At 31.4% G+C, this 24,695-nt stretch carries 21 protein-coding genes, 5 tRNA genes, 1 other RNA gene and 1 pseudogene; 15 read left to right on the forward strand and 13 right to left on the reverse strand.

The genetic code is table 11. The annotated features are described in order from the left end of the window. The first annotated feature begins 120 nt into the window (after positions 1-120). The 8 genes from dnaA (at position 121) to NIL_RS00040 (ending at position 11,908) form a co-directional block, all read left to right on the forward strand. Complete coding sequence (dnaA, locus tag NIL_RS00005; protein ID WP_187647636.1) at positions 121-1,431, forward strand: chromosomal replication initiator protein DnaA; 1,311 nt, start codon at positions 121-123, stop codon at positions 1,429-1,431. A 170-nt stretch (positions 1,432-1,601) separates the two neighbouring features. After that, positions 1,602-2,669 carry a DNA polymerase III subunit beta gene (gene dnaN, locus NIL_RS00010; RefSeq protein WP_187647637.1) on the forward strand — a complete coding sequence of 356 codons (1,068 nt, stop codon included), beginning with the start codon at positions 1,602-1,604 and terminating at the stop codon, positions 2,667-2,669. 80 nt (positions 2,670-2,749) lie between these two features. Next, positions 2,750-5,065 carry a DNA topoisomerase (ATP-hydrolyzing) subunit B gene (gene gyrB / locus NIL_RS00015; RefSeq protein WP_187647638.1) on the forward strand — a complete coding sequence of 772 codons (2,316 nt, stop codon included), beginning with the start codon at positions 2,750-2,752 and terminating at the stop codon, positions 5,063-5,065. After that, positions 5,065-6,525 carry a bifunctional diguanylate cyclase/phosphodiesterase gene (locus NIL_RS00020; protein WP_187647639.1) on the forward strand — a complete coding sequence of 487 codons (1,461 nt, stop codon included), beginning with the start codon at positions 5,065-5,067 and terminating at the stop codon, positions 6,523-6,525. The genes gyrB and NIL_RS00020 overlap by 1 nt, the downstream gene beginning before the upstream one ends. Then, a complete protein-coding gene (gene queF / locus NIL_RS00025; protein ID WP_187647640.1) occupies positions 6,512-6,901 on the forward strand; it encodes a preQ(1) synthase in 390 nt (129 codons plus the stop codon). The genes NIL_RS00020 and queF overlap by 14 nt, the downstream gene beginning before the upstream one ends. Before the next feature lie 63 nt (positions 6,902-6,964). Next, entirely contained in the window at positions 6,965-9,031 is a 2,067-nt protein-coding gene (locus NIL_RS00030; RefSeq protein ID WP_187647641.1) for a TonB-dependent receptor plug domain-containing protein, read from the forward strand. Further along, positions 9,031-9,561, forward strand: a complete 531-nt coding sequence (locus NIL_RS00035; protein ID WP_187647642.1) for a hypothetical protein — start codon at positions 9,031-9,033, stop codon at positions 9,559-9,561. Before NIL_RS00030 ends, NIL_RS00035 begins: the two co-directional genes overlap by 1 nt. Beyond that, entirely contained in the window at positions 9,542-11,908 is a 2,367-nt protein-coding gene (locus tag NIL_RS00040; protein WP_187647643.1) for a sensor domain-containing protein, read from the forward strand. The genes NIL_RS00035 and NIL_RS00040 overlap by 20 nt, the downstream gene beginning before the upstream one ends. Before the next feature lie 4 nt (positions 11,909-11,912). Here the strand turns inward: NIL_RS00040 and ffs are convergent. The 7 genes from ffs to NIL_RS00075 form a co-directional block, all read right to left on the reverse strand. Further along, positions 11,913-12,010: signal recognition particle sRNA small type (ffs, locus tag NIL_RS00045), an RNA gene on the reverse strand. A gap of 40 nt (positions 12,011-12,050) precedes the next feature. Then, positions 12,051-12,141, reverse strand: a tRNA-Ser gene (locus NIL_RS00050). A gap of 79 nt (positions 12,142-12,220) precedes the next feature. Further along, positions 12,221-12,312 (reverse strand) — tRNA-Ser (locus NIL_RS00055). A 21-nt stretch (positions 12,313-12,333) separates the two neighbouring features. Further along, a tRNA-Cys gene (locus tag NIL_RS00060) sits at positions 12,334-12,407 on the reverse strand. A gap of 202 nt (positions 12,408-12,609) precedes the next feature. Continuing rightward, positions 12,610-12,697, reverse strand: a tRNA-Leu gene (locus NIL_RS00065). A 225-nt stretch (positions 12,698-12,922) separates the two neighbouring features. Continuing rightward, positions 12,923-12,997: transfer RNA gene (locus tag NIL_RS00070), tRNA-Gly, on the reverse strand. Between the two features lie 25 nt (positions 12,998-13,022). Further along, a complete protein-coding gene (locus NIL_RS00075) occupies positions 13,023-14,108 on the reverse strand; it encodes an integrase core domain-containing protein (protein ID WP_187647644.1) in 1,086 nt (361 codons plus the stop codon). Positions 14,109-14,206: 98 nt separating this feature from the next. On the opposite strand from NIL_RS00075, the gene ilvD reads away from it, so the two are divergent. Continuing rightward, complete coding sequence (ilvD, locus tag NIL_RS00080) at positions 14,207-15,901, forward strand: dihydroxy-acid dehydratase (RefSeq protein WP_187647645.1); 1,695 nt, start codon at positions 14,207-14,209, stop codon at positions 15,899-15,901. Then, positions 15,891-16,775 (forward strand): ribosome small subunit-dependent GTPase A, encoded by an 885-nt coding sequence (gene rsgA, locus NIL_RS00085; protein WP_187647646.1) that lies wholly within the window; start codon positions 15,891-15,893, stop codon positions 16,773-16,775. The genes ilvD and rsgA overlap by 11 nt, the downstream gene beginning before the upstream one ends. Before the next feature lie 7 nt (positions 16,776-16,782). Here the strand turns inward: rsgA and NIL_RS00090 are convergent, their stop codons facing one another. The 6 genes from NIL_RS00090 to NIL_RS00115 all read right to left on the reverse strand — a co-directional run bounded on the left by NIL_RS00090 (position 16,783) and on the right by NIL_RS00115 (position 21,640). Next, positions 16,783-17,751 (reverse strand): AI-2E family transporter, encoded by a 969-nt coding sequence (locus NIL_RS00090; protein ID WP_187647647.1) that lies wholly within the window; start codon positions 17,749-17,751, stop codon positions 16,783-16,785. 41 nt (positions 17,752-17,792) lie between these two features. Then, on the reverse strand, positions 17,793-18,584 hold the full coding sequence (locus tag NIL_RS00095; RefSeq protein ID WP_187647648.1) for an ion transporter: 792 nt from the start codon (positions 18,582-18,584) through the stop codon (positions 17,793-17,795). Between the two features lie 106 nt (positions 18,585-18,690). Then, positions 18,691-19,890: an NnrS family protein gene (locus tag NIL_RS00100; RefSeq protein ID WP_197972088.1), complete on the reverse strand. Its 1,200-nt coding sequence runs from the start codon at positions 19,888-19,890 to the stop codon at positions 18,691-18,693. Positions 19,891-19,949: 59 nt separating this feature from the next. Beyond that, positions 19,950-20,675, reverse strand: coding sequence for an SIR2 family NAD-dependent protein deacylase (locus NIL_RS00105; RefSeq protein WP_187647649.1), 726 nt, complete (start codon positions 20,673-20,675; stop codon positions 19,950-19,952). Beyond that, on the reverse strand, positions 20,672-21,196 hold the full coding sequence (locus NIL_RS00110) for a hypothetical protein (protein WP_187647650.1): 525 nt from the start codon (positions 21,194-21,196) through the stop codon (positions 20,672-20,674). Before NIL_RS00110 ends, NIL_RS00105 begins: the two co-directional genes overlap by 4 nt. Before the next feature lie 135 nt (positions 21,197-21,331). Continuing rightward, complete coding sequence (locus NIL_RS00115) at positions 21,332-21,640, reverse strand: hypothetical protein (protein ID WP_187647651.1); 309 nt, start codon at positions 21,638-21,640, stop codon at positions 21,332-21,334. 106 nt (positions 21,641-21,746) lie between these two features. On the opposite strand from NIL_RS00115, the gene NIL_RS00120 reads away from it, so the two are divergent. From NIL_RS00120 to NIL_RS00145, 5 genes and pseudogenes are all read left to right on the forward strand, one after another. Beyond that, positions 21,747-21,911 (forward strand): terminase gpP N-terminus-related DNA-binding protein, encoded by a 165-nt coding sequence (locus NIL_RS00120; protein WP_187647652.1) that lies wholly within the window; start codon positions 21,747-21,749, stop codon positions 21,909-21,911. A gap of 20 nt (positions 21,912-21,931) precedes the next feature. Further along, positions 21,932-22,519 (forward strand): DDE-type integrase/transposase/recombinase, encoded by a 588-nt coding sequence (locus NIL_RS00125; protein ID WP_187647653.1) that lies wholly within the window; start codon positions 21,932-21,934, stop codon positions 22,517-22,519. After that, entirely contained in the window at positions 22,467-22,799 is a 333-nt protein-coding gene (locus NIL_RS00130; RefSeq protein ID WP_187647654.1) for a hypothetical protein, read from the forward strand. The genes NIL_RS00125 and NIL_RS00130 overlap by 53 nt, the downstream gene beginning before the upstream one ends. Further along, a pseudogene (locus NIL_RS10905) lies at positions 22,792-23,355 on the forward strand (ATP-binding protein). The gene NIL_RS00130 and the pseudogene NIL_RS10905 overlap by 8 nt, the downstream one beginning before the upstream one ends. 165 nt (positions 23,356-23,520) lie before the next feature. After that, positions 23,521-24,687: an IS256 family transposase gene (locus tag NIL_RS00145; protein WP_187647656.1), complete on the forward strand. Its 1,167-nt coding sequence runs from the start codon at positions 23,521-23,523 to the stop codon at positions 24,685-24,687. The last annotated feature ends 8 nt before the right edge of the window (positions 24,688-24,695 follow it).

Genomic DNA, 24,695 nt, shown 5'->3' on the forward strand with positions numbered 1-24,695 from the left:
TTCACATTGTGATTTATTTTTTCTAAAATTGATTTTAACTAAATATAGGAAAGTTTTAGATAAAATATTCACATAATTCACATTTTTTTCACAATGTGAAATTTTTTTTCAAGGGTAGATATGCTTGGAAATCAGATTTTAGATATGTTAAAAGATGAGATAACAAATATAGAGTATGAAAGATATATAAAACAATTAAAATATGATGAAAAGTCCTCAAAAAGCGATTTTGCAGTATATAAAGCTCCAAATCCTCTTATCGCAAACTGGGTAAAAACAAAATACTCCAAAAAAATAGCCCAACTTTACGAGATTAAAACAGGCGTAAAACCGGAAGTTGAAATAGTTGTTGGAAAATCTGATAAAAAACGAAAAATTATTTCAAAAAAAGAGACTCAAAAGAGTAGCACAAGTACAAAACTAAATCCTTCATACACATTTGAAAATTTTGTTGTGGGAAGTTCAAACCAGTTTGCATATACTGCCGCTTTAAGTGTAGCTGAAAAGCCGGGACAGCTCTACAATCCACTCTTTATTTACGGCGGTGTAGGTCTTGGAAAAACTCATCTTTTACAAGCTATAGGAAATTTTAATCTAGATAGAGGAAAATCTATCATATATACGACAACAGAACAATTTATGAACGATTTTACTTACCACCTTAGAATGGGAACAATGGAGAGATTTAGAGAAAAGTATAGACAGTGCGATCTGCTTTTGATAGATGATGTACAGTTTCTTAGCAGAAAAGAGCAGACCCAAGAGGAGTTTTTTCACACATTTAACGAACTTCATAACAAATTAAAACAGATAGTTTTAACAAGCGACAAACATCCAAAACTAATTGCCGGACTTGAAGATAGATTAAAAAGCAGGTTTGAATGGGGTCTCATAGCAGATATCCAGCCTCCTGAACTTGAAACAAAAATTGCTATTATAAAGAAAAAATGTGAACTTGATGGAATAAGCCTCGATAATGAAGTTGTAAACTACTTAGCCGCAAAAATGGATAACAATATTAGAGAAATCGAAGGTATCATCATCAAACTCAACGCATACGCCTCTTTGATGAATCAAAAAATAACACTAGATTTCGCCAAAAGCGTACTAAAAGAGCAGATCAAAGAGCAGCAAGAAAATATTACTATGGAAGATATCATTAGAGTTGTATCCCAAGAGTTAAACGTAAAACCAAGCGAAATAAAAAGCAAATCAAGAAGCCGCCAGATAGTAAACGCAAGAAGAATCGTTATGTATCTAGCCAGAAATCTAACACCAAACTCTATGCCAGCACTTGCGCAATATTTTGGAATGAAAGATCACACTTCAGTCAGTCATGCTATGAAAAAAATAAATGAAATTATGCAAAAAGATGAAAATTTTAAAGTTCAAATAGAGGAGCTTACTAACAAAATAAAGCATCAACAGTGAAAATTTGTGAAAAAAACGAATTTATCAAATATTTTCAGAAAGCCCGTTTTTTAGAAACTAACGAACCTTTTTCACAAATTCAGCAAAAACTACTACTATTTCTAAAATATTTAATAAATATATAGGCATTTTTTATATAAAATTGATAAAGCAAACCCAAAGGAGAAATTATGAAGATCTCTGTCCAAAAAAGTATACTAGAGCAGGTTTTGAGTCAACTACAACCTTTTTTAGAAAAAAAAGATACGAGTCAAATAACTTCGCACGTCTATATTGAAACAGATGGAACAAACATTACACTAAAAGCCACAGACTATGAAATAGGTCTCAAAACAAAAATTGAAGATGTAGATATTAAAGAAGAAGGAAAAGCAACGGCTAATGGAAAAAAACTCTTAGATATTGTAAGAATCCTAAAAGATGAAGAAATAGTTTTAGAACAAAAAGAAGACACACTCTTTATAAAACAGGGACATTCAAAATTCAAATTGCCTATATTTGATCCGCTAGAGTATCCAATCTTCCCACAAATAGACAATAAACCAAATATATCGATTAACAGCGTAGAATTTGTTACATCTCTAAAAAAAGTAACACCGGCAATTGATACTAATAACCCTAAATTTGAACTTAATGGAGCTTTGATAGATATAAAAGAGGAGTTCATAAATATAGTAGCTACAGATACTAGAAGACTAGCTCTTGTAAAAATTCAAAACTCACCTAAAACAACTTTAGCTTTAATAATTCCTAAAAAAGCTATATTAGAAATTCAAAAACTCTTTTTAGAAGATATAAATATATTTTATGACGAAACAAATCTTATAATAAAATCTGGAAACTACCTCTTTTTTACAAAACTTATAAACGGAAAATTTCCAGATTACGAAAGAATTGTCCCTAAAGATCTTAGATTTCAATTAAACTTACCAAAAGATAAAATGGTAGAAGCGATTAAACAGATAACTACCATATCCAACGAAATAAAACTTACATTTTTAAAAGATAGAATCATCTTTAAAAGTCTAAGTGAAGAAAACATTGAAGCACAAACAGAAATAGAGGTTGAAACTCCTTTTGAAGAAAAATTTGTAATGGCAATAAACAGTAGATATCTTTTGGATTTCTTAGCAAACATAGAAGGCAATGAGTTTCAAATGGGGCTAAATGAACCAGAACTTCCATTCTTACTTAAAAACGATAACTTCCTTACTATAATAATGCCTATCGTAATCTAATCGATAATTTAACAAAAAAAAGATATAATCTATAAATTTTATAAGAGGGCTTTCCCTCTATTTTCTCAAAGAGGTAAACAATGGAAAAAAATTACGGTGCCGAGAAGATAAAAGTTTTAAAAGGTCTAGAAGCGGTCAGAAAAAGACCGGGAATGTATATCGGTGATACAAATATAAACGGATTACATCACCTCATCTATGAAGTTGTCGATAACTCCATAGATGAGGCAATGGCTGGATATTGTAGCAAAATAGACATAACTCTTACAAAAAACGGAAGTGCAATTATTAGCGATAATGGTAGAGGAATTCCAGTAGATATCCACCCTACTGAAAAAATACCAGCAGCAACTGTTGTTTTAACAGTTCTTCACGCCGGCGGGAAATTTGAAAAAGAGGCTTATAAAGTCAGTGGTGGTCTTCACGGTGTGGGAGTATCAGTAGTTAATGCCCTTTCAAAAAAACTCATAATGACAATAAAACGTGACGGTAAAATTCACAGACAAGAGTTTGAAAAAGGAATCCCTATAACTGATCTGATAGTTATTGGCGAAACTAATAGAACGGGAACAACTATAGAATTTTGGCCAGATGAAGATATTTTCGAAACTGTTGAGTTTAGATACGATATTTTAGCTAAAAGATTTAGAGAACTAGCATACCTAAATCCCAATATCACAATAACTTTCAAAGATGAGAGAGAAGATAAAAAAGAGGTTTACCATTTTGAAGGCGGATTAAAACAGTTTGTTGAGGATTTGAACAGAAAAACTTCTATAACTAAACCTTTTTTTATAAATGAAAAGATAGAAGATATCGAAGTAGATATCGCTCTTTTGTATAATGATGGATACGATGAAAAGGTTTTAAGTTTTGTAAACAACATCAGAACTCCAGAAGGAGGAACACACGAGAGCGGATTTAGAGCCGGACTTACAAGAGCGATTTCTAACTATATAGCCCAAAATGCAGGCGCTAAAGAGAAGAGTGTAAAAATAACGGGTGACGACGTAAGAGAAGGGCTTGTATCAGTTATAAGTGTCAAGGTTCCAGAACCTCAGTTTGAGGGTCAAACTAAAGGAAAACTTGGTTCAAGTTATGTTAGACCACTTGTTCAAAAGCTTACATATGAAAAACTTGTAAAATATTTTGAAGAGAACCCTATAGAAGCTAAAACTATTATGAATAAAGCTTTAGCGGCTGCTAGAGGAAGAGAAGCGGCTAAAAAAGCTAGAGAGCTGGTTCGACGCAAAGATGCGATGAGTGTTGGGACGCTTCCTGGAAAGCTGGCTGATTGTCAAAGTAAAGATCCTGCTTTTAGTGAACTTTACCTAGTAGAGGGAGATAGTGCTGGAGGAAGTGCAAAACAAGGACGTGATAGAGTTTTTCAAGCAATATTGCCTTTAAAAGGAAAAATATTAAATGTAGAAAAAGCAAGACTGGATAAGATTTTAAAGTCTGATGAGATTAAAAATATGATAACCGCTCTTGGTTGTGGAATAGGTGAAGAGTTTGACGAGAATAAACTAAGATATCATAAAATCATTATAATGACCGATGCTGACGTTGATGGAAGCCATATTCAAACACTTCTTTTAACCTTTTTCTTTAGATTTTTAAAACCTATTGTAGAAAAAGGTTATCTTTACATAGCTCAACCTCCACTTTACAGATATAAAAAAGGTAAAAAAGAGGTCTATCTAAAAGATGATACGGAACTAAACCAATTTCTGATCGAAAACGGTATAGATTCTTTAGAAGTAGAAGGTATTGGGAAGTATGACCTTATAGACTTTTTTAATCTAGTTGCACACTATAGAATGATCTTAAAAGAGATAGAAAAGAGATACTCTTTGATAGAAGTGGTAAGATATCTTATAGAGCATAAAGATCTTTTGGCTTTGGAAAATGAAAAACTCTTTGAAAATATAAAGGAGTATCTCTCAACTTTAGATTTCAATATCTTATCTTCAGATATTGATAATGAAAAAATTCATTTATATGTTCAAACCGATGAGGGTTTGGAAGAGATTATTATAGATGATGAACTTTTTACCAATCCCTTTTATGTAGAAGCTGTATATATCCATGAAAAGATTGAAGAGAGAATTCCGGAGTCTTTAAAAGATAAAGACATTATAAAAGTTTTGGAAGATGTGGAAAAAAATGCCAAAAAAGGTGCATATATTCAACGATATAAAGGTCTGGGAGAGATGAACCCAGAACAACTCTGGGAGACAACAATGAACCCGGAAAATAGAAGACTTCTTAGAGTTACAGTAGAAAATGCAGAGACTGCAAGTGATGTGTTTAACCTATTTATGGGAGATGAGGTAGAACCAAGGAAAAAATATATCGAAGAACATGCTAAAGATGTAAAACATTTGGATGTTTGATGCTCTATTCTCAAGAGATTGAAAGGGATGCGAGATTTAAGCTTGCACTTAGGATAGGTATCCCTATCCTCGTTTTGGTTTCAGTTATAATATTTGTAATATTTAAAGACGGAAGATTTAATCTTTTTAACCTCTCTTTACTATTATTGACAATTTTTTCTTCGATATATTTTATTTTTTTTATGATTTATGAGGGACTTTCTCAAAAAATCACAGATCCAATTTCCAAAGCTTTTAATAGAGAGACTATACTAAAATATTTACAAAAAGATCTATCCACAAAAGATCCGTATAGCATAATCTTGATATCTATAGATAATTTAACCGATATAAACGAAAGATATGGTATAGAAAAGGGTGATAAGGTTTTAGAAAAATTTGCCGAAATAATTGACAACTATTTTAAAAAGAGATATGGCAAAGTTCCTATAGGACACTATAAAGGCGGAGAATTTCTAATAGGAGTACAAAATGTCCAAGAAAGTATAAAATTTTTTTTAGACGAATTTATAAAAAGATACGATAGAACAAAAATAGATGATATAGATATAAAGATTTTTGCAACCTTGACGGATAAAAACTATAGTAAAGATATAAAAAAAGTAGTAGAGTATCTATATCAGTTATATACGGATTATCAGTATATACCAAAATCAAAAAGAGTTTTAATAGCACAAAAGAAAAATATAGAAGCCAATAAATTTGAAAAATTTATAATAGATACAGTTGAAAATAAAAGTCTCTCTATAAGATTTCAACCATCTTTTAATCTGAAAACTTTGAGATTTGATCTTATTGAGATAATTGTAAAACTTATCGACAAAGATGGTTCTATCATACATCCTAGCCAATTTATCCCCGTTATTAATAGACTTGGATTTGAAAAGAGATTTGATCAGATTTTAATAGAGAAAGTATTAAAGACTATAGAAGAAGATAAATTGCCTAAAAATATATATTATAGTTTTAATTTATCCCCTTTTTCTATTAGAGATAAAAAATTTACTGAAGATATAAAAAAGATTTTCAGTAAATTTGATGTTCCAAAAAACTCTATAGTAATAGAACTTTTTGAAAATAGACTCTATAAAGATATAGATTATTACAAGCATGTTTTAGATATATATAAAAAGATGGGATTTAAAATATCTTTTGATAATTTTGGTTCACTAAATGCTTCATTTGAATATATAAAAGAGATAGAAGTTGATTTTATACACTTTGACAAATATTATACGAAAATGATAAAAGATAAGATATATCATAATCTTTTAAAAAGTTGGGTGAATTTTTTTGAAGAGATAGGTACTAAAACGGTTATTAAATTTATAGATGATAAGAATATGATAGAACTTTTTAAAAATATAGGTGTTGATTATATTCAAGGATATGCTGTTGCAAATCCTCTTTCATCAGAAGAACTAAAAAGATTTTTGGAGGATAAGTATGAAATACGGTGAAAAAGAGATTAAAGAGTTTGAACCTAAAAAAGATCTTGAAATTTGGCCTAATAAACATAAAAAAAATTACAAAATAAGCATAACATTACCCGAATTTACTTGTCTTTGTCCAAGAAGCGGCTATCCAGACTTTGCAACTATTTATCTAGAGTATATTCCTGATGAGTGGGTAGTGGAGTTAAAAGCAATAAAACTATATATCAACTCTTTTAGAGATAGATACATCTCTCATGAAGATAGCGCAAATGAGATTTTTGATACTCTTTTTGATAAGATAAAACCAAAATGGATGAAAATTACAGCTGATTTTAATCCAAGAGGAAACGTTCATACCGTTATAGAGATAGATAGTGATAAAATAGAAAAAATAAAATAGATTTTAATTTAAAATGATTATAATGTATTAAATATTTTTTGCTTTTTATTTTAAAGGTTTTGAATGATTAAAAATATAGTTGTTTTTATATTTTTAATTACGTTTATTTTTGCAGACAGTGATTTAAATATTGAAGAAGATTTTTTAAAAACTTTAAATGAAATTAGTGAGATAGCTACAAAAGAGAAACTAAATATAGACAAAACTCCTTCTACTGTTACGGTTATAAGAAGAGATGTTATTTTAAAAAGCGGGGCTAAAAATCTGTTTGAAATATTGGATTTGGTTCCCGGCATAGAAACTTCAATGAGTTCAAGCGGAAAAAAACAGATTATTGTTAGAGGAAATAAAAGCAAATATAGAGATAAAATAAAACTTCTAATTAACGGTATTGACGTGACAAATAATCTTTATAGCAATCAGTTTTATTATTACAATTTTCCCGCTTTTTTAATTAAAAGAATAGAAATAGCAAAAACTCCAGATTCTATACTTTACGGAAGTAACGCATTTATGGGTGTAATAAACGTAATTACGCTTGATGAAGATGAAAAATCAAGTTTTTTTATAGATACTTCCGATAAAAAGAGATATCAACTCTCTCTGTTTGAAAAAATTGATTTTGATGATAATCCGCTTTTGTTGGATATGCACTATTACTATTCAAAACCTAAAATTTTATCTGATAAGACTGTAAAAGTGGATCTTTATACGCATGATTTTTCAATTTTTAGAGATGAACAAGTTGCCGATACTTTAGAAAAAAATTTCGGAATTGGTTTATTATGTAAGAAAGAAAATTTAACATTGGATTATAGATTGCAATATTATGAAAAAGGCAGTTTTTTTGGAATTTCAAATATTCCTTCGTTAAAAGATGATAAAAAAGTCAAATTTACTCATCAATATCTGGTTTTTAAACATAAAAACATAAAAAACGATAATTTAAAAATTTATATTGAGGGAGGTATAAAAAATTATATATGGAAAGGCGAATATAGAACTATGCCTTATGATTTGAACCCTTCTTATGATCCTGAAAAAGATTTGATAGTTGGTGGAAAAATCGACGAGCTTGAATATTTTTTAAAATCTGATTTGAAATATTTAAATCAAAATCACAATGTAACTCTTGGATTTTTATTAAAGTATGCTAAACCTAGAGATTCATACTATATACAGTATGTAGAATATTTCGGCGATATAAAAAATCAATATAATTTAGGACCGTATGGAGAACATTTAAGAGGTGATTTAAATGTTTTAAAAGAGGGAATCGATAGAAAAATATTTGCTTTATATTTAGAAGATTTATATGAAATCAACAAAAAATTTTCTTTAATTAGCGGTATTAGATTTGATAAATTTAGTGATTTTGGTTCAAATTATTCATATAAACTTGGTTCGGTTTATAATTTAGACAAAAAAAACAGTTTTAAAATGATGTATAACCACTCTTTTAGAGCGCCTTCATGGGTAGAGTTGTATTCAAATGCATATTTTGAATTTAGAGGAAACGACTCTTTAAAACAAGAAAAAATTGATGTGATAGAGTTTGATTTTATTCACAGATTTTCAGAACGTGATATTTTAAAACTTAACATATACTATCAAAAAAACATAGACTCAATTCAAAGAGTTTATGATGAAACAAGAGGAAAACAGTATTATGACAATATAGGAAATATAGAAGGAAAAGGTGTTGAGTTTAGTTATAAGAAAGTTATTAATGAAAACTCAAATTTTTACGGAAGTTTTAGTTATAACCATATAAATACTCCATTAAATCTAGGTTTAAATGGAACAAGAGAATATTTAGTAAAAGGTTATTTAGATTATGAAATAACGGATAATTTAAACTCATTTACGCTGATAAAATATGGTAGTGAGATTGAAACACCAGATATTATAAAAAATATAGAATCATATACAACGGTAGATCAAATTTTTACATATAAAAAGAAAAATATTACTCTTCAATTGGGCGTAAAAAATGTATTTAATCAGAAAAAATATTACTGGATTGAACCAACTGACATTGTTGCAAACAGATATATGTTTGTTCCTTTAAATGCTCGTATTCCAGATGTAGGAAGAGAGCTTTTTGTCTCATTTTCAAAGAGTTGGTAATGAAAAAAATAGTTGTTTTTTTAATACCCATTTTGTTGTTAGCTAACAGTTTAGATAAAAAGATTGTGGAGCTTGAATCTAAAATATACCCAAAAATTATTTTTTTAGATTATAAAATAGAAAAAAAACTAGTCGATAATGAAGTACTAATTCATATAATATACGATACAAAATATCATAAAACCATAGCAGAGTTTTTTAAAGATATATTGGATAATAAAATAATATACAATAAAAAGTTTAATGTTAAACTTGTTAGTTATCAAGAGTCGCTTAAAGAAGTACCAACAGCCTATATAGTCGTCTTGAAAAAGGATAACGTAGAAAATATCGAACCTAAATTTCGCAAAAACGGAAGATTAATTTTTAGTTTTAAAGATGATAATATAAAATACTCTCTGGTATCTCTATTTTTTGGAGCTAAAGTACTTCCAATAGTAAATCTAAAATTGTTAAAAGAATATGGAATAGAACTAAAACCTATAATATTTAAAGTAGCAGAAATTTACAATGAGAATGATAAACTTTAATTCACTTATTATAAAAATATTAATAGTAATATTTTTAATAATCTCTATCTTTTTTCTATACAATCTTTTTAACCTGAAATTAGCAAAAGAGTCTTTGGAAAATATGGAAAATAGCAGAGTAGAATCTATTATAGAAAATGAGATTTCCATATTGAAAGACTCAATATATTTTGATTTTGAGGAGCCTATAAAAGATAGTTTAAATAGAATATTTCTTCACTTAAATAATTTAAAAGGAATATATTTAAAAAACTATATTACTAAAAAAGAGTATAAATTATTTAGAGATTCTAAAAACCCTTTTATCTCAAAAAATAGTAATCTAATATATAAAAAATTTAAAATTTATAATGATAAAGAAGAGATCGCAGAGATTGAAGTTGCTTATGAAAATCTTTATTCAAAAGAGTTTTTTATAAAATATAAAAATGCTCTATTTTTTACTTTAATTATCTTTTTAACTATTTTATTATTTTTATTTATATATTTATATAGAAAAATCAAGGCAATATATATTTTGGCCAATGATTTAAAAAATATAGACCCTAACAATCCAAAGATTCTTAAAACTATGGATAGATATTTTGAAATAGTTCTAATTGTAAACTCTATAAATAGCTTTTTGCTTAAGTTAAAAGATAGCAGTGAAATTTCAAAAAGACTATATAGAAAGCTTATTGAAAAACAGAATCACTTAGAAGATGCTCAAAGATTAGCTCATATAGGAAGTTGGGAATATATTCCAGAAAAAAATAGATTCTTTGTAAGTAAAGAGTTTTTTAGATTGATAGGATTTAAAAAAGATGAAAAAATCAATTGGCAGATTTTTTTAAAAAAAATCCCAAGCGATGACAGAAAGATTTTTGAAGATAAAATAAAAATAGCTTTACAGAACGGTTCAAAATTTGATTTTATTCATAAAATAATGAATAAATATGGAAAAATAAAATATTTAAAAACGGAGGCAAAAGTTAAAAAACATAAAAATAACCCTACTAAAATTCTTGGTATTAGTATGGATATAACAGAAGAGATGGAAGCTAAAAAGAAAGTCGAATTTTTAGCTTATCATGATACGCTTACTCTTTTACTAAATAGAACCGCTTTTTTGGAAAGAATGGATTTTTTTATAAAACTGTCTAAAAGAAAAAATCTAAAGTTTGCAATTTTGTATATAGACCTAGATAATTTTAAATATATAAACGATACTTTTGGACATACGGTAGGAGATGAGCTTTTAGTTATAGTATCAAAAATATTAAAAAATATTCTAAGAGAATCTGATGTTATAGCAAGAGTAGGAGGAGATGAATTTATTATACTTTTACCTTTTATCAATAATAAAGATGATATAGAAAAGATATCAAAAAAGATTATTAATAGTATTTCAAAAGAGTACAACATTAAAAACTACGTTTTTAATGTAACTTGTAGTATAGGAATATCTACATTTCCAGATGATAGTTTAGATGCCGAAGAGTTGATCAAATATGCAGATACTGTGATGTACGAATCCAAAAAAAATGGAAAAAACAGATATAACTTTTTTGATGTTTCTATTAAAAAAAGTATGGAAAACTATCATGAGATTACAAAAGATTTAAAAGAAGCACTGAAAAAAGATAATGAAATCAGACTCTATTTTCAACCAAAAATCTCATTAACATATAGAGAGATTGTTAGTGCAGAAGTGTTATCTAGATGGATGCATCCTATTAAAGGATTAATGTATCCAAATGAATATATCCATATTGCAGAAAATAGTAATTTAATTATTGAATATGACAATTACATAATCGAAAAAAGTTTTGCACAGATAAAAGAGTGGGAAAATTCTGAGTTTAGCCTTTTATCTTTATCTGTAAATATTTCGGCAAGACAGTTTAAAAGTAAAGAGTTTTTATCAAAAATAGAAGAACTGTTAAAAGTTTATAAAATAGATCCGAAAAAAATAGAGTTTGAAATAACTGAAACTTTAGCAATGGACAATATCGAAAACAGTATTGAGATACTTGAAAAAATCAAGAAATTGGGATTTAAAATATCAATAGATGATTTTGGTTCAGGATATTCATCTTTAAACTATTTAAAGAGATTGCCTTATGATACCATTAAAATAGATAGAGAATTTATAAAAGATTTACATATAGACAATGATGATATCATCATAACAAAATTGATTGTACAACTAGCAAAAACACTAAATAAAAAAGCAGTTGCAGAAGGTGTGGAAATAGATGAACATATAAAGATTTTAAAGTCTATAGGCTGCGATTTTGTACAAGGATACTATTTTGCTAAACCTATGGATAAAGAAGATTTTTTAGACTATGTAAAAAATTTTTAAAGACCCCTCCCCAGATACCCGCGGCACACAGTTCCAAGAGGTGCTCTGCTGCGTTCCCGCCCTGAAGCTTTGCCTCTTGAAACTGTTGCACGGGTCTGAAGAGGAGCAGTGAAAACTCAAAAAGCTCTCAATGCTCCTCTCCTGGCGGAGAGAGTGGGATTCGAACCCACGAAGGGCTGTTAACCCTTACACGCGTTCCAGGCGTGCGCCTTCAACCACTCGGCCATCTCCCCATATTAGTAGATAGTTGATGGTTAATAGTTAATTGATTTTAACTGTTTACTATAAACTATCGACTATCCACTAACAAAGTGGCGGGGAGGCAGGGATTCGAACCCTGGGTGGGCTCATCACCCACGCCGGTTTTCAAGACCGGTGCATTAAACCAGCTCTGCCACCTCCCCTTAAGGGAGAAAAAAGTAGCTTGGAGGCGGCACCCGGATTCGAACCGGGGATCAGGGCTTTGCAGGCCCGTGCCTTACCACTTGGCTATGCCGCCGCAATGCTTTGCATAAGTGCTCGAAACTCTAATGTGTGTTAACAATTTTTTCGACAAGCAGTTGTCGAAAAAATTCCATAAATTTTAAGTTAACCAAAATGACCGTGATTTTCTATGCAATCGCTACACTCTGCATATACGAAAATCACTTTAGAGTGTGTTAGTAAAAAAATTGACAAGCAGTTGTCAATTTTTTTCCATATGGTGCCCGAGGCCGGACTTGAACCGGCACGGAGAAAACCTCCGAGGGATTTTAAGTCCCTTGCGTCTACCAATTCCGCCACCCGGGCAAAAAGCGTTAAGAAAAACATCAACTGCTTGATGTTTTTTAGCTTTTTGGACATTTTTGTTATGCAAGTCCTATTTTGCTTGCAAAATAGTGACGAGCATTAAAAATGTCAGGGTACCTTGAAATAAATTCATTTACGGACGTAAATGAATTTATGGTTATTGTTTTGATGTGCAAACTTGCACCAAAACAGCGGGGTACCGATTGTAAATGAATTTATGGTTAATGGAGCGGGAGACGGGATTCGAACCCGCGACCCCAACCTTGGCAAGGTTGTGCTCTACCCCTGAGCTACTCCCGCGTGTGAATTTGGATTGCAATTATAACTAAAATATTTTAAATTGTAAATAGTTTGTATAAGTCCAATACATATGGCACTCATTATGATTTTCAAGAAGGTATTTTACCGGAGATTTAAAATTAAGTGAATAGTGTGGTATTTTGGTATTGTAATCGATGAGCCAATTAGCAAGATGTTTATTAAATTCTTCCAAATCTGTAAAGAGAAGGTCTTCATAGTAATCAACAAACTGTTCTTGAATAGTTCTATTAAATCGTTCATTATGGGCATTCATTTTAGGGCTTTTAGGATATGTCCAATAGTGAATAAAGTTTTTTTGTTGGAGTAAAGCATCAAACTCTTTTTTAAATTCACTACCATTATCTGAAAGAATAGCAAGAGAGTATTTTTGCTTGTTTTTTATAGAGGTAATGCCATCAATGAGAGCTTCAAGTGCGAAGGCTGTATGTTTTGCTCTTTTGGAGGGAATTGCTACAGCAAAGGCTACTCTACTTACTGGGTCAATCATTGTAAGGATATATCGTCTAATACCATTTGAGACTCTTTGAATTGTATCAACCGCCCATAATTGAAAGGGTTGTGTTTTTAAATTTTTTGGCTTTCTGTTTTTATTTGAAGTTCTCTTTTTAGGCTTTACTCTTCCTTTGGCATCTATCCTATAAGGAAAGTGTCTCATTTTGTCTGGAGCTTTTGCGATAATCCTGCCTATTGTTGACTCTGATGGAGTTTTAAGTCCTTTTGCTTCACAAAAGGGTTTAAGTAGATGATAGAGTTTTGCTTTACCAATATTTGGATACTCTTGTCTTAATTTTCGTATTTGTCTGACTATTTCCAAAGAGACTTTAGATTCTCTTACTCTTTTTGGTTTCCGTGATTTTGGATTAAGAGCCGTAATATCCTTATTTGCCTCTTTATATGCTTTTTTCCATCTAAAAAGAGTCCTTCTGCTAACTCCAAAGGCTTCGGTTGTAGCCTCTAATCCGTATTTCTCCCAAAACTCTAATATCTTTTTTCTTTTTTTCACCTCTTCGCTTATCATAAGCGAATTGTAGTATATCCTTTCTAATCTTTTATACCCTTTGACCCCTAGCAACGTGTATCTGATTTGCACTCCCTTCCCTCCTTATAGGAGTGCCATATCTTTTTGAATCTGTGCATAGTTTTTGGCTATAATTAGCCATAAATAAGGTTTATGTATAAAGGAGATTTATGAGAAGCGATGAGATAAAAAAAGGGTATCAAAGAGCACCACATAGAAGTCTACTTAGAGCAACAGGACTTAAAGATGAGGATTTTGATAAACCTTTTATAGGTGTTGCAAACTCTTTTATAGAGATCATTCCTGGTCATTTTTTTCTTAACAGATATTCTGAAATTATAAAAGATGAGATTAAAAAGTGTGGATGTGTACCTTTTGAGTTCAATACCATCGGCGTAGATGACGGTATTGCTATGGGGCATGACGGCATGCTTTACTCACTACCAAGTAGAGAAATAATCGCAAATTCTATTGAGACTGTAATGAACGCTCATAAACTTGATGCGCTTATCTGTATACCAAACTGCGATAAAATAACTCCTGGTATGATTATGGGGGCTTTGAGGGTAAACGTGCCTACTATTTTTGTAAGCGGCGGTCCTATGAAAGCGGGACAGCTCTCCGATGGTACACCTATTGATCTTGCTACTGCATTTGAGGCTGTTGGTAAGGTAGCTGAAGGTAAAATGAGTGAAGAGGAGCTTTATGAGATAGAGTGCGAAGCTTGTCCTAGCGGTGGAAGCTGTAGCGGGATGTTTACCGCCAACTCTATGAACACCTTGATGGAAGCTATGGGGATAGCACTAAAAGGAAACGGCACTATATTGGCGCTTACGCCTGAGAGAGAAGAGCTTTTAAGAAAAGCTGCAAGAAGAGTTTGTGAAATAGCAAAAGATGAGAAACTAACAGAGCAGTATAGGATAAGAAATATACTAAACGAAAAAGCTATTCATAACGCTTTTGTCGTAGATATGGCGATGGGTGGAAGTACAAATACGGTACTTCATATGATGGCTATAGCTAAAGAGGCAAGAGTAGATTTTGAACTAAGTAGATTAAATGAGATAAGCAAAAGCGTAGCTCATATCGCAAAAATTTCTCCATCCTTGCAAACGGTTCATATGGAAGATATCAATAGAGCCGGTGGCGTAAGTGCGGTTATGAAAGAGGCAAGCAAAAGAAGCGATACCGTACTTTATCTAGATAATCCAGTCATAGAAGGCGGCACCGTAGAAGATAGGATAAAAGATGCAAAAATTATTGATACATCGATAATCCATACGATCGAAAATCCTTACAGCGAAGTTGGAGGACTTGCTATTTTATATGGAAATTTGGCAAAAGAGGGAGCAGTCGTTAAGACTGCTGGAATCGATCCCAATATGAGAGAATTTACCGGAAAGGCTATCTGCTTCGATTCTCAACAAGAGGCAATTGATGGAATAATAGGTGGTAAGGTAAAACCGGGACACGTTGTAGTTATAAGATATGAGGGGCCAAAAGGGGGTCCCGGAATGCAAGAGATGTTGGCGCCTACTAGTTTAATTGCGGGTATGGGACTTGGAGATAAAGTTGCTCTCATAACCGACGGAAGATTTAGCGGCGCTACAAGAGGAGCAAGTATCGGCCACGTCTCTCCAGAAGCTGCCGAAGGCGGAGTTATAGGACTTTTACAAGATGGAGACGAGATATATATAAATGTAGATACATATACCCTAGAAGTGAAAATAGACGATAAAGAGATTGAAAGAAGAAGAGCAGCTTTCAAACCGAAAATCAAAGATATAAAAGGAAGATGGCTAAGACAATATAGGGCTTTGGTTACGAATGCTGCAAACGGCGCGGTACTTAAAGATGAGTGTTAAAGGTATCGTTACTTACAGAAGTGCGGGAAGCAGTAAAATAACGCTTCTTGACACTTTTGAAATTTTTAATGGAATTTTAAGAAAAAAGGTAAAAAAACTTAAACTCTATGCAGGAGATTTTGTAGAGGGAGAGGTTGTAGATAACAATTTTGTTATTGAAAAGATTCAACAAAGAAAAAACCTTCTAAATCGTCCTCCCGTAGCAAACGTAGATAATGTTTTAGTTGTAAATGCTATAAAAAATCCAGATTTTGATAATTTCTTGCTAGATAACTTTTTAGCTGTTTACGAGTTTAAAGGATTAGAGCCCGTAATCATCTTCAATAAAACGGATCTTTTAAAAGATGATGAAAAAGAGCTACTACAAAAGTGGATGAACGTCTATAAAGAGGCCGGATATGAGACTATAGCTATAAGTGCTATAGAAGATGAAGGGGTTGAGAATTTAAAAGATTTTATAAAAGGAGATATCTCTATCTTAGCTGGCCCAAGCGGCGTAGGAAAAAGTTCTATACTATCAAGACTTCTTAATATCCCTATAAAAATCGGCGAAGTTAGCGAAAAGCTAAAAAGAGGAAGACATACCACTACGGCGGTTACGCTTTATAGGTTTAATGAAAACTCGTTTATTGCCGATACTCCAGGATTTAGTAGGGTTGAAGCTACCTATTTTATGGATAAAAAAGAGGTTAGACTCTATTTTAGAGAGTTTTTGAGATACTCTTGCAAATTTCCAGATTGTACTCATACTAACGAACCTGATTGTGAAGTAAAAAAAAAGGCGGTTAAAAGAGGCGAAATATCTTGTGATAGATTTAAAAGCTATTTAAAAATAATGAATTATTATTGGGAAGAATTAGAAAAAATTTGTTAATTTATAACTAATTTTTTTTATGTCTAGACATAAGTTCTCCGATCAATTTTGTATCGTTTGAACTTTCAAAAGCCAATTTTAACGTCATTGTTAACGGTACGGCCAAAAAAGTGCCTATTATTCCAAATATCCAACCCCAAAACAAAAGGGAGAAGAAAATTATTGCTGGAGATAGATCCAAACCTTCTCCCATAATTTTAGGTTCTAATATATTTGAAATGGAAATATTTATAACAAGGTATAATAAACCTACATAAAAAGTTATCCATAAATCTTGAGTAACGAGGGCGATGGAAATACCGGGAATTGAGGCTATTATAGAGCCTATTACAGGAATAAAGTTGAACAAAAAAGCTAAAAATCCAAATAAAAAAGCAAAGTCTACTCCAAAAAAATAAAGCATCAATCCTATAAATAGGCCCGTAAGAAAACTTGTAAATGTTTTGATTAAAAAATATTTTTGAGTGTTGTTATAGAAATTTTTTAAATTGATTTTATTGTTAACTATTTTGGAAATTCTTCTACCGAAACTCTTTGACTCAAAAAGTAAAAAACTTACCCCTATAATTATTATAAGGATACTCGTAGCGATAGAACCTATTTTTTTAAAGGATTGATTGATAATAGTAAATATATCTATATTTTCTAAACTGATATTTAAGTTGTATTTATTAATAATTTGTTGGACTATAAGTTTATATTCGTTAAATTTTTCTTGATATTCGGGTAGATTAGATAAAAAACCTTTTATTGAATTATCTATTAATATATAAATAGTAGTAAAAATTAGTATAAGTATGGTTATTGTAATAAAATAAGCTATAAACGCTGGAAGCCCTTTTTTATCTATATAAGTGAAAATCGGTACTAATATAATTGTTAAAAAAGCCGAAAAAATAATATAAACTAATATAGGAGATATAAATTTTAAACCAAATATTATAATAAAAATTGCGGCGGCTTTATAAACATTCAATTTTGCTTCCTATTTATCGATATAAAAATGTTTTTTAAATATTAGTTTTTATTTTCAATAATCTTTTTTAAACTAATAATCTCTTGTTTTATATTTTCAATTTCAGATAACAATTTTAGATCTTTTTCGTGAATTTCATTAGTTATAATTTCAGTATCTTTTTTAGTTATTTCATTCATAGCGTCTACAACTATTGCTATTATTAAGTTTATCATAATAAAAGTGACTATAAATATAAAAGGTATGAAAAATATCCATGCATATGGATGTTGTTCCATTACAGGTCTTACTATACCCATAGACCAAGACTCTAATGTCATAATTTGAAAAAGAGTATACAGCGATCTTTCTAAACTTCCAAACCACTCCGGAAAAGTTTCTCCATAAAGTTGAGTAACCATTACTGATGAGACATAAAATATTATAAATAGTAATCCGGCAATTGATAGTATACTAGGTATTACACTAAATAGAGCACTTACGATTTTCCTCATTTTAGGAATAACCGTAATAATTCTTAATATTCTGAAAACTCTTAATACTCTTAAAATCTCAAATCCATTTCCGGAAGGAATTAGCGATATAAAAACAACAAAAAAATCAAAAAGACTCCATCCATCCTTAAAAAATTTTTTTTTGTAAACTATTATTCTTAGAGTTATTTCAATAGTAAAAACAGTTAATACGAAAAAATTAAAAATATAAAAAAGTTTTTCATATCTTAGATATATATTTTTATATGTTTCCAATCCTAAAGTAATACCGTTTATAATTATTAAGGCAATAATAAAATTTTGGAAATAAGAGCTTTCTACTATTCTTTTTATCACCATATCTTTAGCTCCTATAAAGAAATAGAATTTTTTGATAATATGGCAAATTAATAATATAACTCTTATAAAAGATATGAGTAGAGAGGAAAGTTAAACAAAATAAAATCTATTTAGGAATAACTTTCTCTCCGAAAGCCAAAATCTTAAAATATTTCGCCATCCACCAAATAAATAGTACAATCCACAAAGTTGCGCTTATATCGAAAAATGGGCTTATTTTGCCAAAATATGCGGTTATACTAAAGATTATCCTTCCTAGTAATACTACTTGCGTAAAATAGAAAATATATACGGTAACTTTATCGACGATGAGCATATTGCTAGAGTGTCCAAGAGTTACTCTTGTTCCAAAACCGATAAGGATAGTCGTTAAAAATCCCAAAACCAAAATGTGTAAAGAGAGTTTAAAGCTATAAAGTCCAAACCAAGTTTCAAAAAACTCTATTATACCGCCTAAAAAGAGACCAAGCGGCAACCAGAAAAGTGCGATATGCAGTATCCACAAAAGTGGTTCTCTGTTTGGAAAAGGAAATTTTATATTTTTTAGCTCTATAGTTAACAAAAGAGCGGCTATAAGATCTACCAAAAAAACCGCTTTTGGATAGATTCCGGTTAAAAAAGAGTGTAGCAAAAAGAGGGCGAAAATCTGGATATGAAGTTTTTCATTCTTTTTCCAGTTCATTACGTGAGAGAAAAACGGAACCATCCTGAAAGCTACTACAAAAGCTAAAAATATAAGATAAAGATATATTCCAAAATTGATAGCCGTTTCGTAAAATACGTTTGTTTTACAACTACAAGGGATAAAAGAGAGTAAAAAGAGTAGATTTGATATAGCCCCCACCCCCAAAGATACTATAAGCCAGTATTGGTCTTTTTTAGGTAGCCTACACTCTTTGTATATCTCGTAAAATATCTTTATGGTATATCCAAAGCTTATAGCCATCAAAAGAGCCGTAACATAAAAGGCGAAATTTAGCCAGATAGAGACTAAAAACGTCAAAGAGGCAAAAAAGTTAAATAAAAATACAACCAGATATTTTCTAGGATGGATCGGCATTGTTCCTGAAAATCTAGGAAAGGTGGTATATAAAAAACCGTAAAAAAAGTTTGTAAAAACTAAAAAGATCATTGAGTAGCTATGTAAAAATTTAGCCTCTATTTCAAACAAGCCTTTATATGAAGGTATGAATAGCAGCATAAAAAGTATTGCATTTATAAGACCTAAAACAAAAAAAGGCTGATGTGGTTGGGAAAAGAAGTAGTCTCTTTTTGATAATTGTTGAGGTCCTGTACTAAATTGCATAATATCTCCTTAAGAATTTGAAGAGATTATAACTAAATATTATTTCTATTAAATTGATTTTAGTTAAGCAGATACTCTTTTATCAGTTCATATAGTTCATCGGCGGCTTCTACAGCACTTTTTTGTATAAAAATATCAAAATAGGTATCTATAAATCTATCATTGCTTCCAAATATAGTTACATACTCTTCACGATTAGGATTTATCAAAACGGTTTTTTTAAACTCTTTTGATAGGTCAACTATATCTATAACTTTTCCGCTAGTTCCGATAGCTACAAAGAGATCACACTCTTTTGAAAGGGTGTATAGATAGCGGTAATTTGGTGCTACTTCTCCAAACATTACTACATTGTGGCGTACATCTTTTGAGTCGCATTTGGAGCACTTTTCGTCGCTCTTTTGTGATCTATAGCCTATATAAAATATATTTTGGCACTTTTGGCATCTTAAGTGAGTCAATGTTCCATGTAGATGGATGATTTTTTTACAGCCGGCATGTTCTAATAGATCGTCAACATTTTGTGTTAGATGGTAGATCTGATTTGGAAATTCGGATTCTAACTTTGCGAAAATTTTGTGCGCTCTATTTGGCTTGTAGTTTTTAAGCTCAACCCTTCTTTCGTCATAAAATCTTTTTACATAATCTCTATCCTCTTCCCAACCTTTTAGTGAACAGACCTTTTGGATATCGTAATTTTGCCAAAGTCCCTCTTCTCCTCTAAAAACCGGAATCCCACTTTCTTGGCTGATTCCGGCGCCACTTAAGATATAAACTTTTTTCACTTTAAGATCTCTTTTAACTCCTTCTCATCCGCGGCGTACTTTATATCTTTGATTTTTTTATTGTCTAAAAATATTACGAAGATCTTATCGGTATTTTTATTGTTGTGAAATTTTTTGCTTAAATTTTCATCATATATCAAAAGTATGGTATAGTCGCTTTTTTGAAGATCTGGAAGAGCGAAAGTGTTTCTGATAATTACCGGCATTTTACTTATATCTGCTATAAATTGAGCGTTTTTAGACTCTAGATACCCTTTTGGCTCTTTTTTTAAAAAGTCGATAACTTTATGTGCCGCATCTTTTGTAAATACCGCTATGATAACTTTAGTATCATCATCTAATGTATGGGTTTTGTCAAACTGGTCCGGAAGTTTTAGATCGATTTTAGCACCTGGCTCCATTTTACCTTCTACCTCTACATAAAATTTGCTAGGATCGTAAGTATCTTTTCCTTTTAAAACTATAAAAGCTACTATAGCTACAATAAATAGTACGATAAACCCTAAAATTATCTTTTTCATGTTTTACTCCAAATTTCTTTTAATAATAGCTAAAAATATATATTTCTAAGCTTTGTTATATGAACTAGCCTTTAACTTTATAACTTCGTAAAGTTGTCTCTACAATTTAAATAACTCAACTTTCACACATAAAGCCTAACTGTTTTTAGTATGAGTTCTTAAAAAATGAATAATTTGTTCTAAATCTTTATTTCTATTGACAATTTCAGCAGCTTGAAGTAAATTTTCCAATATTATTAAAAACAACTCCATTGAAATTGTTAAAGTTTCAAGTTGACATTCCAAATCTCTAAAAAGTTCACCAAGTGTTTTAGGTTCATTATTGATACGGTTAATATAGCTTGTGAGATTATAATCTAAAAAAGATAATGTTATTCTTGCAATTAAAGCTTCAAAAACTCTATTTTCCTCTTTACTGTCAACTGCAATGTTAAAATACACCACAGACGCAAGATGAAAATGTACCATCCATGAGATGAGGAAATATAAGAGAATATAATCGCTTCCAAAAATATTTGAGGCAATAGTGATTACATACATGGAGTTAGTGATGGTATATACACTTTACGGACAAGGATACAGCATAAGAGCTATTGCAAGGATGACGGGATTTGATAGAAGAACCGTATCCAAAAGACTCAAAGAGGATAAGCTTCTGTCAAGAAAACCGATAGTTTACAAATCGAAGCTCGATCCATACAAAGAGAGTATATAAAAAAGAGAATAGCTCAAGGATTGCCGGATAAAATTCCTTCAACGGTAATATACTGGGTGATTACAGCAAAAGGGTATGAGGGGAAGATAAGAATATTGCAGGCGTTTATGAGCGGGCTTTATAAAGAGCATATGAGCGTAAAAGAGGAAGAGGCAGTGAGATTAGAGACAGATCCGGGCGAGCAGGTGCAAGCCGACTGGACGGTGATACGAAGAGGAAAGAATTCCATTTATGCCTTTGCGATGATTTTGGGCTATAGCAGATATGCATTTATCTGCTTTATAGACAATATGCGCTTTGATAGTTTTATAGATTGTCATAAAAAGGCTTTCGCTTTCTTTGGGGGAGTGCCAAGAACTATTCTCTACGACAACCTCAAAAGCGTGGTGATAGAGCGTAACGCTTACGGGAATGCAAAGCACAGATTTAATGAGAGGTTTTTGGATTTTTCCAAAGAGTATGGATTTATTCCAAGGCTTTGTACACCTACAGGGCAAAACAAAAGGGAAGGTAGAGAGAGTTATAGGTTATATGAAAGGAAACTTCTATATTCCTTTGAAAGCAAGACTCAAAAACTCTTCGCTTGTTATAGATACAAAGCTTCTTAACAGCCAGATATTTCAGTGGCTTGAAATCGTTCATAATAGAGTGCACGCAACAACGAAGCAAAAACCAAAAGAGCTTTTCATAAAAGAGCAAAAAGCTCTGCTGCTGCTAATAATTTCAGCCAAGTCCAAAAGTTTGCATAACAAAAATGAATATGACAATTGTATAGACAAAAAGCTTTACTTGTCAAATAAAAAGCGTAAAAACAGCATAAACATATATAATACAGCTAAGAGTTCTTTAGAGGAGTATGATGCGCTTTTTGGAGTTTGCCATGCATAAAGAGATACACAGTATAAATGAACAGAAACAAGAGTATGCTGCGCTTTTTAAACTTCCTGCCATTAAAGAGAGCTTTTCATCCATAGCGCAAGAAGCAGCTAAAAAGAATCTTTCATACAGCCACTTTTTGCTTGAGCTTTTTAGAGATAAACATCAAAAGAAGATAGAGCGTTCAAAAGCAACAACACTGAAAATGGCAGGCTTTCCAAAAGTAAAGACCATAGAGATGTTTGATTTCTCATCTTCTGCGGTAGATAGAAACATTATTAATAAATTTTCTATTTTAAGATTTATAGAGAATGCCTAAAATATCCTGCTTATTGGACCAAGCGGTGTTAGGAAAACTCACCTGGCTATAGCTTTGGGATATTTGGCTACACAAGTAAGAATAAAAACAAAATTCATCACTGCAGCAGATCTGCTTTTACAACTTGAAATTGCGCAGCAGACCAACAGGTTGCAGCACTATTTCAAAAAGGTTATCAATACGGTAAAACTCTTGATTATCGATGAGTTTGGCTATATCAAACTCAATGAAAACCAGGCCAATCGATAGTGTACACTAAAGTTCGCAATTTCACTTGAAGACTCTTTTTTAGATTTTGAAATCTTCAAAAGAGTTGGATAGACTTCCCAGTGAGGAATAAAGCAAGTAGGAGGAAACCAATCTAAAAGAAATAATAGCAAAAAAATAGATGAAACAAAAATATTCAAAGAGATAATGACACAGTTTGTAGTTGATGAAGATCCACTTTTATCAATGATGAAATGGATGATGGAACAGTTGATGAAGATAGAGTCCGAGATGAAAGTTGGAGCTAAAAAAGGTGAGCATAATAGTGAGAGAAAAAGCTATTTCAGTGGTTATAGACCAAGAAGGTTCGATACGAGACTAGGGACAGTTTATCTTATGATTCCAAAGATAAGAAAAGGTGGCTACATTCCCTTTTTCATCACCGAAAAGAGAAGAAGTGAACAGGCTCTGATTTCGATGGTGAAAGAGGCATACGTCAATGGAATATCAACAAGAAAGATAGAACGTTTGGCAAAAGAGCTTGGAATCGAGAATATCAGTGCATCACAGGTATCACAAATCAACAAAGGGCTAGATGAACAAGTAGAAGAGTTTCGAAACAGACCACTGCAAAAAGAGTATCCCAACGCAAGGGTTGACGCTTTGTATGAGAAAGTGAGAGACTATGAAGGAAGAGTGGTATCTACCGCTATTATGATAGCCTATGGTGTGACATTGGAAGGAAAAAGAGAAGTATTGGCGATCGAGCCTTTTGTCAATGAAAGCGTAGAGAGCTGGAAGAGTTTTTTTGATAAACTCAAACAAAGAGGCATAGAAAAGATTGCCCTTCTTGTCAGTGATGCACATTTAGGGATTCAAAAGGCTTTCAAAGAGAGTTTTATTGGCGCATCATGGCAACGGTGTAAAGTCCATTTTATGCGTAATATCCTGGCTCATGTTCCACCTAAAGCAAAAGAGAAATTTGCAGCCAAACTTAAAACTATTTGGCTACAAGAGAGCAAAAAAGATGCATTCATGATAGCACAGATGATTATAGAGGAGTTTCGCAAAAAATTCCCTGAAGCAATTGAAGTGCTTCAAGAAGGACTAGAAGATTCACTGCAGTTTTATCACTTCCCGCAAATTGATAAAAGGAGGATAAGTTCGACAAATGTGTTAGAAAGAATCAACAAGGAGATTAGAAGACGCTCTAAAGTAGTATCTGTTTTTCCATCAAGAGAGTCCTATATTAGACTCATTACCACATACTTGATGGAGTACACTGAAGACTGGGAGATTGAGAGAAGTTATATTCATCCACAAAAGCTTCAAGAGGTGATGGAAATCTATGAGGTGCAGCTTAAAGCCGCTTGATATGCAAT

The organism is Nitrosophilus labii (genome assembly GCF_014466985.1).
Taxonomy (GTDB): domain Bacteria; phylum Campylobacterota; class Campylobacteria; order Campylobacterales; family Nitratiruptoraceae; genus Nitrosophilus_A; species Nitrosophilus_A labii.

Bases quoted from the DNA above. Each gene is read 5' to 3' on its own strand.
- NIL_RS00095 (WP_187647648.1), bottom strand. From the start codon at position 18,584: ATGGTGATAAAAAGAATAGTAGAAAGCTCTTATTTCCAAAATTTTATT.
- NIL_RS00120 (WP_187647652.1), top strand. From the start codon at position 21,747: ATGGTATATACACTTTACGGACAAGGATACAGCATAAGAGCTATTGCA.
- dnaN (WP_187647637.1), top strand. From the start codon at position 1,602: ATGAAGATCTCTGTCCAAAAAAGTATACTAGAGCAGGTTTTGAGTCAA.
- queF (WP_187647640.1), top strand. From the start codon at position 6,512: ATGAAATACGGTGAAAAAGAGATTAAAGAGTTTGAACCTAAAAAAGAT.
- NIL_RS00035 (WP_187647642.1), top strand. From the start codon at position 9,031: ATGAAAAAAATAGTTGTTTTTTTAATACCCATTTTGTTGTTAGCTAAC.
- NIL_RS00110 (WP_187647650.1), bottom strand. From the start codon at position 21,196: ATGAAAAAGATAATTTTAGGGTTTATCGTACTATTTATTGTAGCTATA.
- NIL_RS00145 (WP_187647656.1), top strand. From the start codon at position 23,521: ATGACACAGTTTGTAGTTGATGAAGATCCACTTTTATCAATGATGAAA.
- NIL_RS00030 (WP_187647641.1), top strand. From the start codon at position 6,965: ATGATTAAAAATATAGTTGTTTTTATATTTTTAATTACGTTTATTTTT.
- NIL_RS00040 (WP_187647643.1), top strand. From the start codon at position 9,542: ATGAGAATGATAAACTTTAATTCACTTATTATAAAAATATTAATAGTA.
- dnaA (WP_187647636.1), top strand. From the start codon at position 121: ATGCTTGGAAATCAGATTTTAGATATGTTAAAAGATGAGATAACAAAT.
- NIL_RS00020 (WP_187647639.1), top strand. From the start codon at position 5,065: ATGCTCTATTCTCAAGAGATTGAAAGGGATGCGAGATTTAAGCTTGCA.
- ilvD (WP_187647645.1), top strand. From the start codon at position 14,207: ATGAGAAGCGATGAGATAAAAAAAGGGTATCAAAGAGCACCACATAGA.
- NIL_RS00100 (WP_197972088.1), bottom strand. From the start codon at position 19,890: ATGCAATTTAGTACAGGACCTCAACAATTATCAAAAAGAGACTACTTC.
- gyrB (WP_187647638.1), top strand. From the start codon at position 2,750: ATGGAAAAAAATTACGGTGCCGAGAAGATAAAAGTTTTAAAAGGTCTA.
- rsgA (WP_187647646.1), top strand. From the start codon at position 15,891: ATGAGTGTTAAAGGTATCGTTACTTACAGAAGTGCGGGAAGCAGTAAA.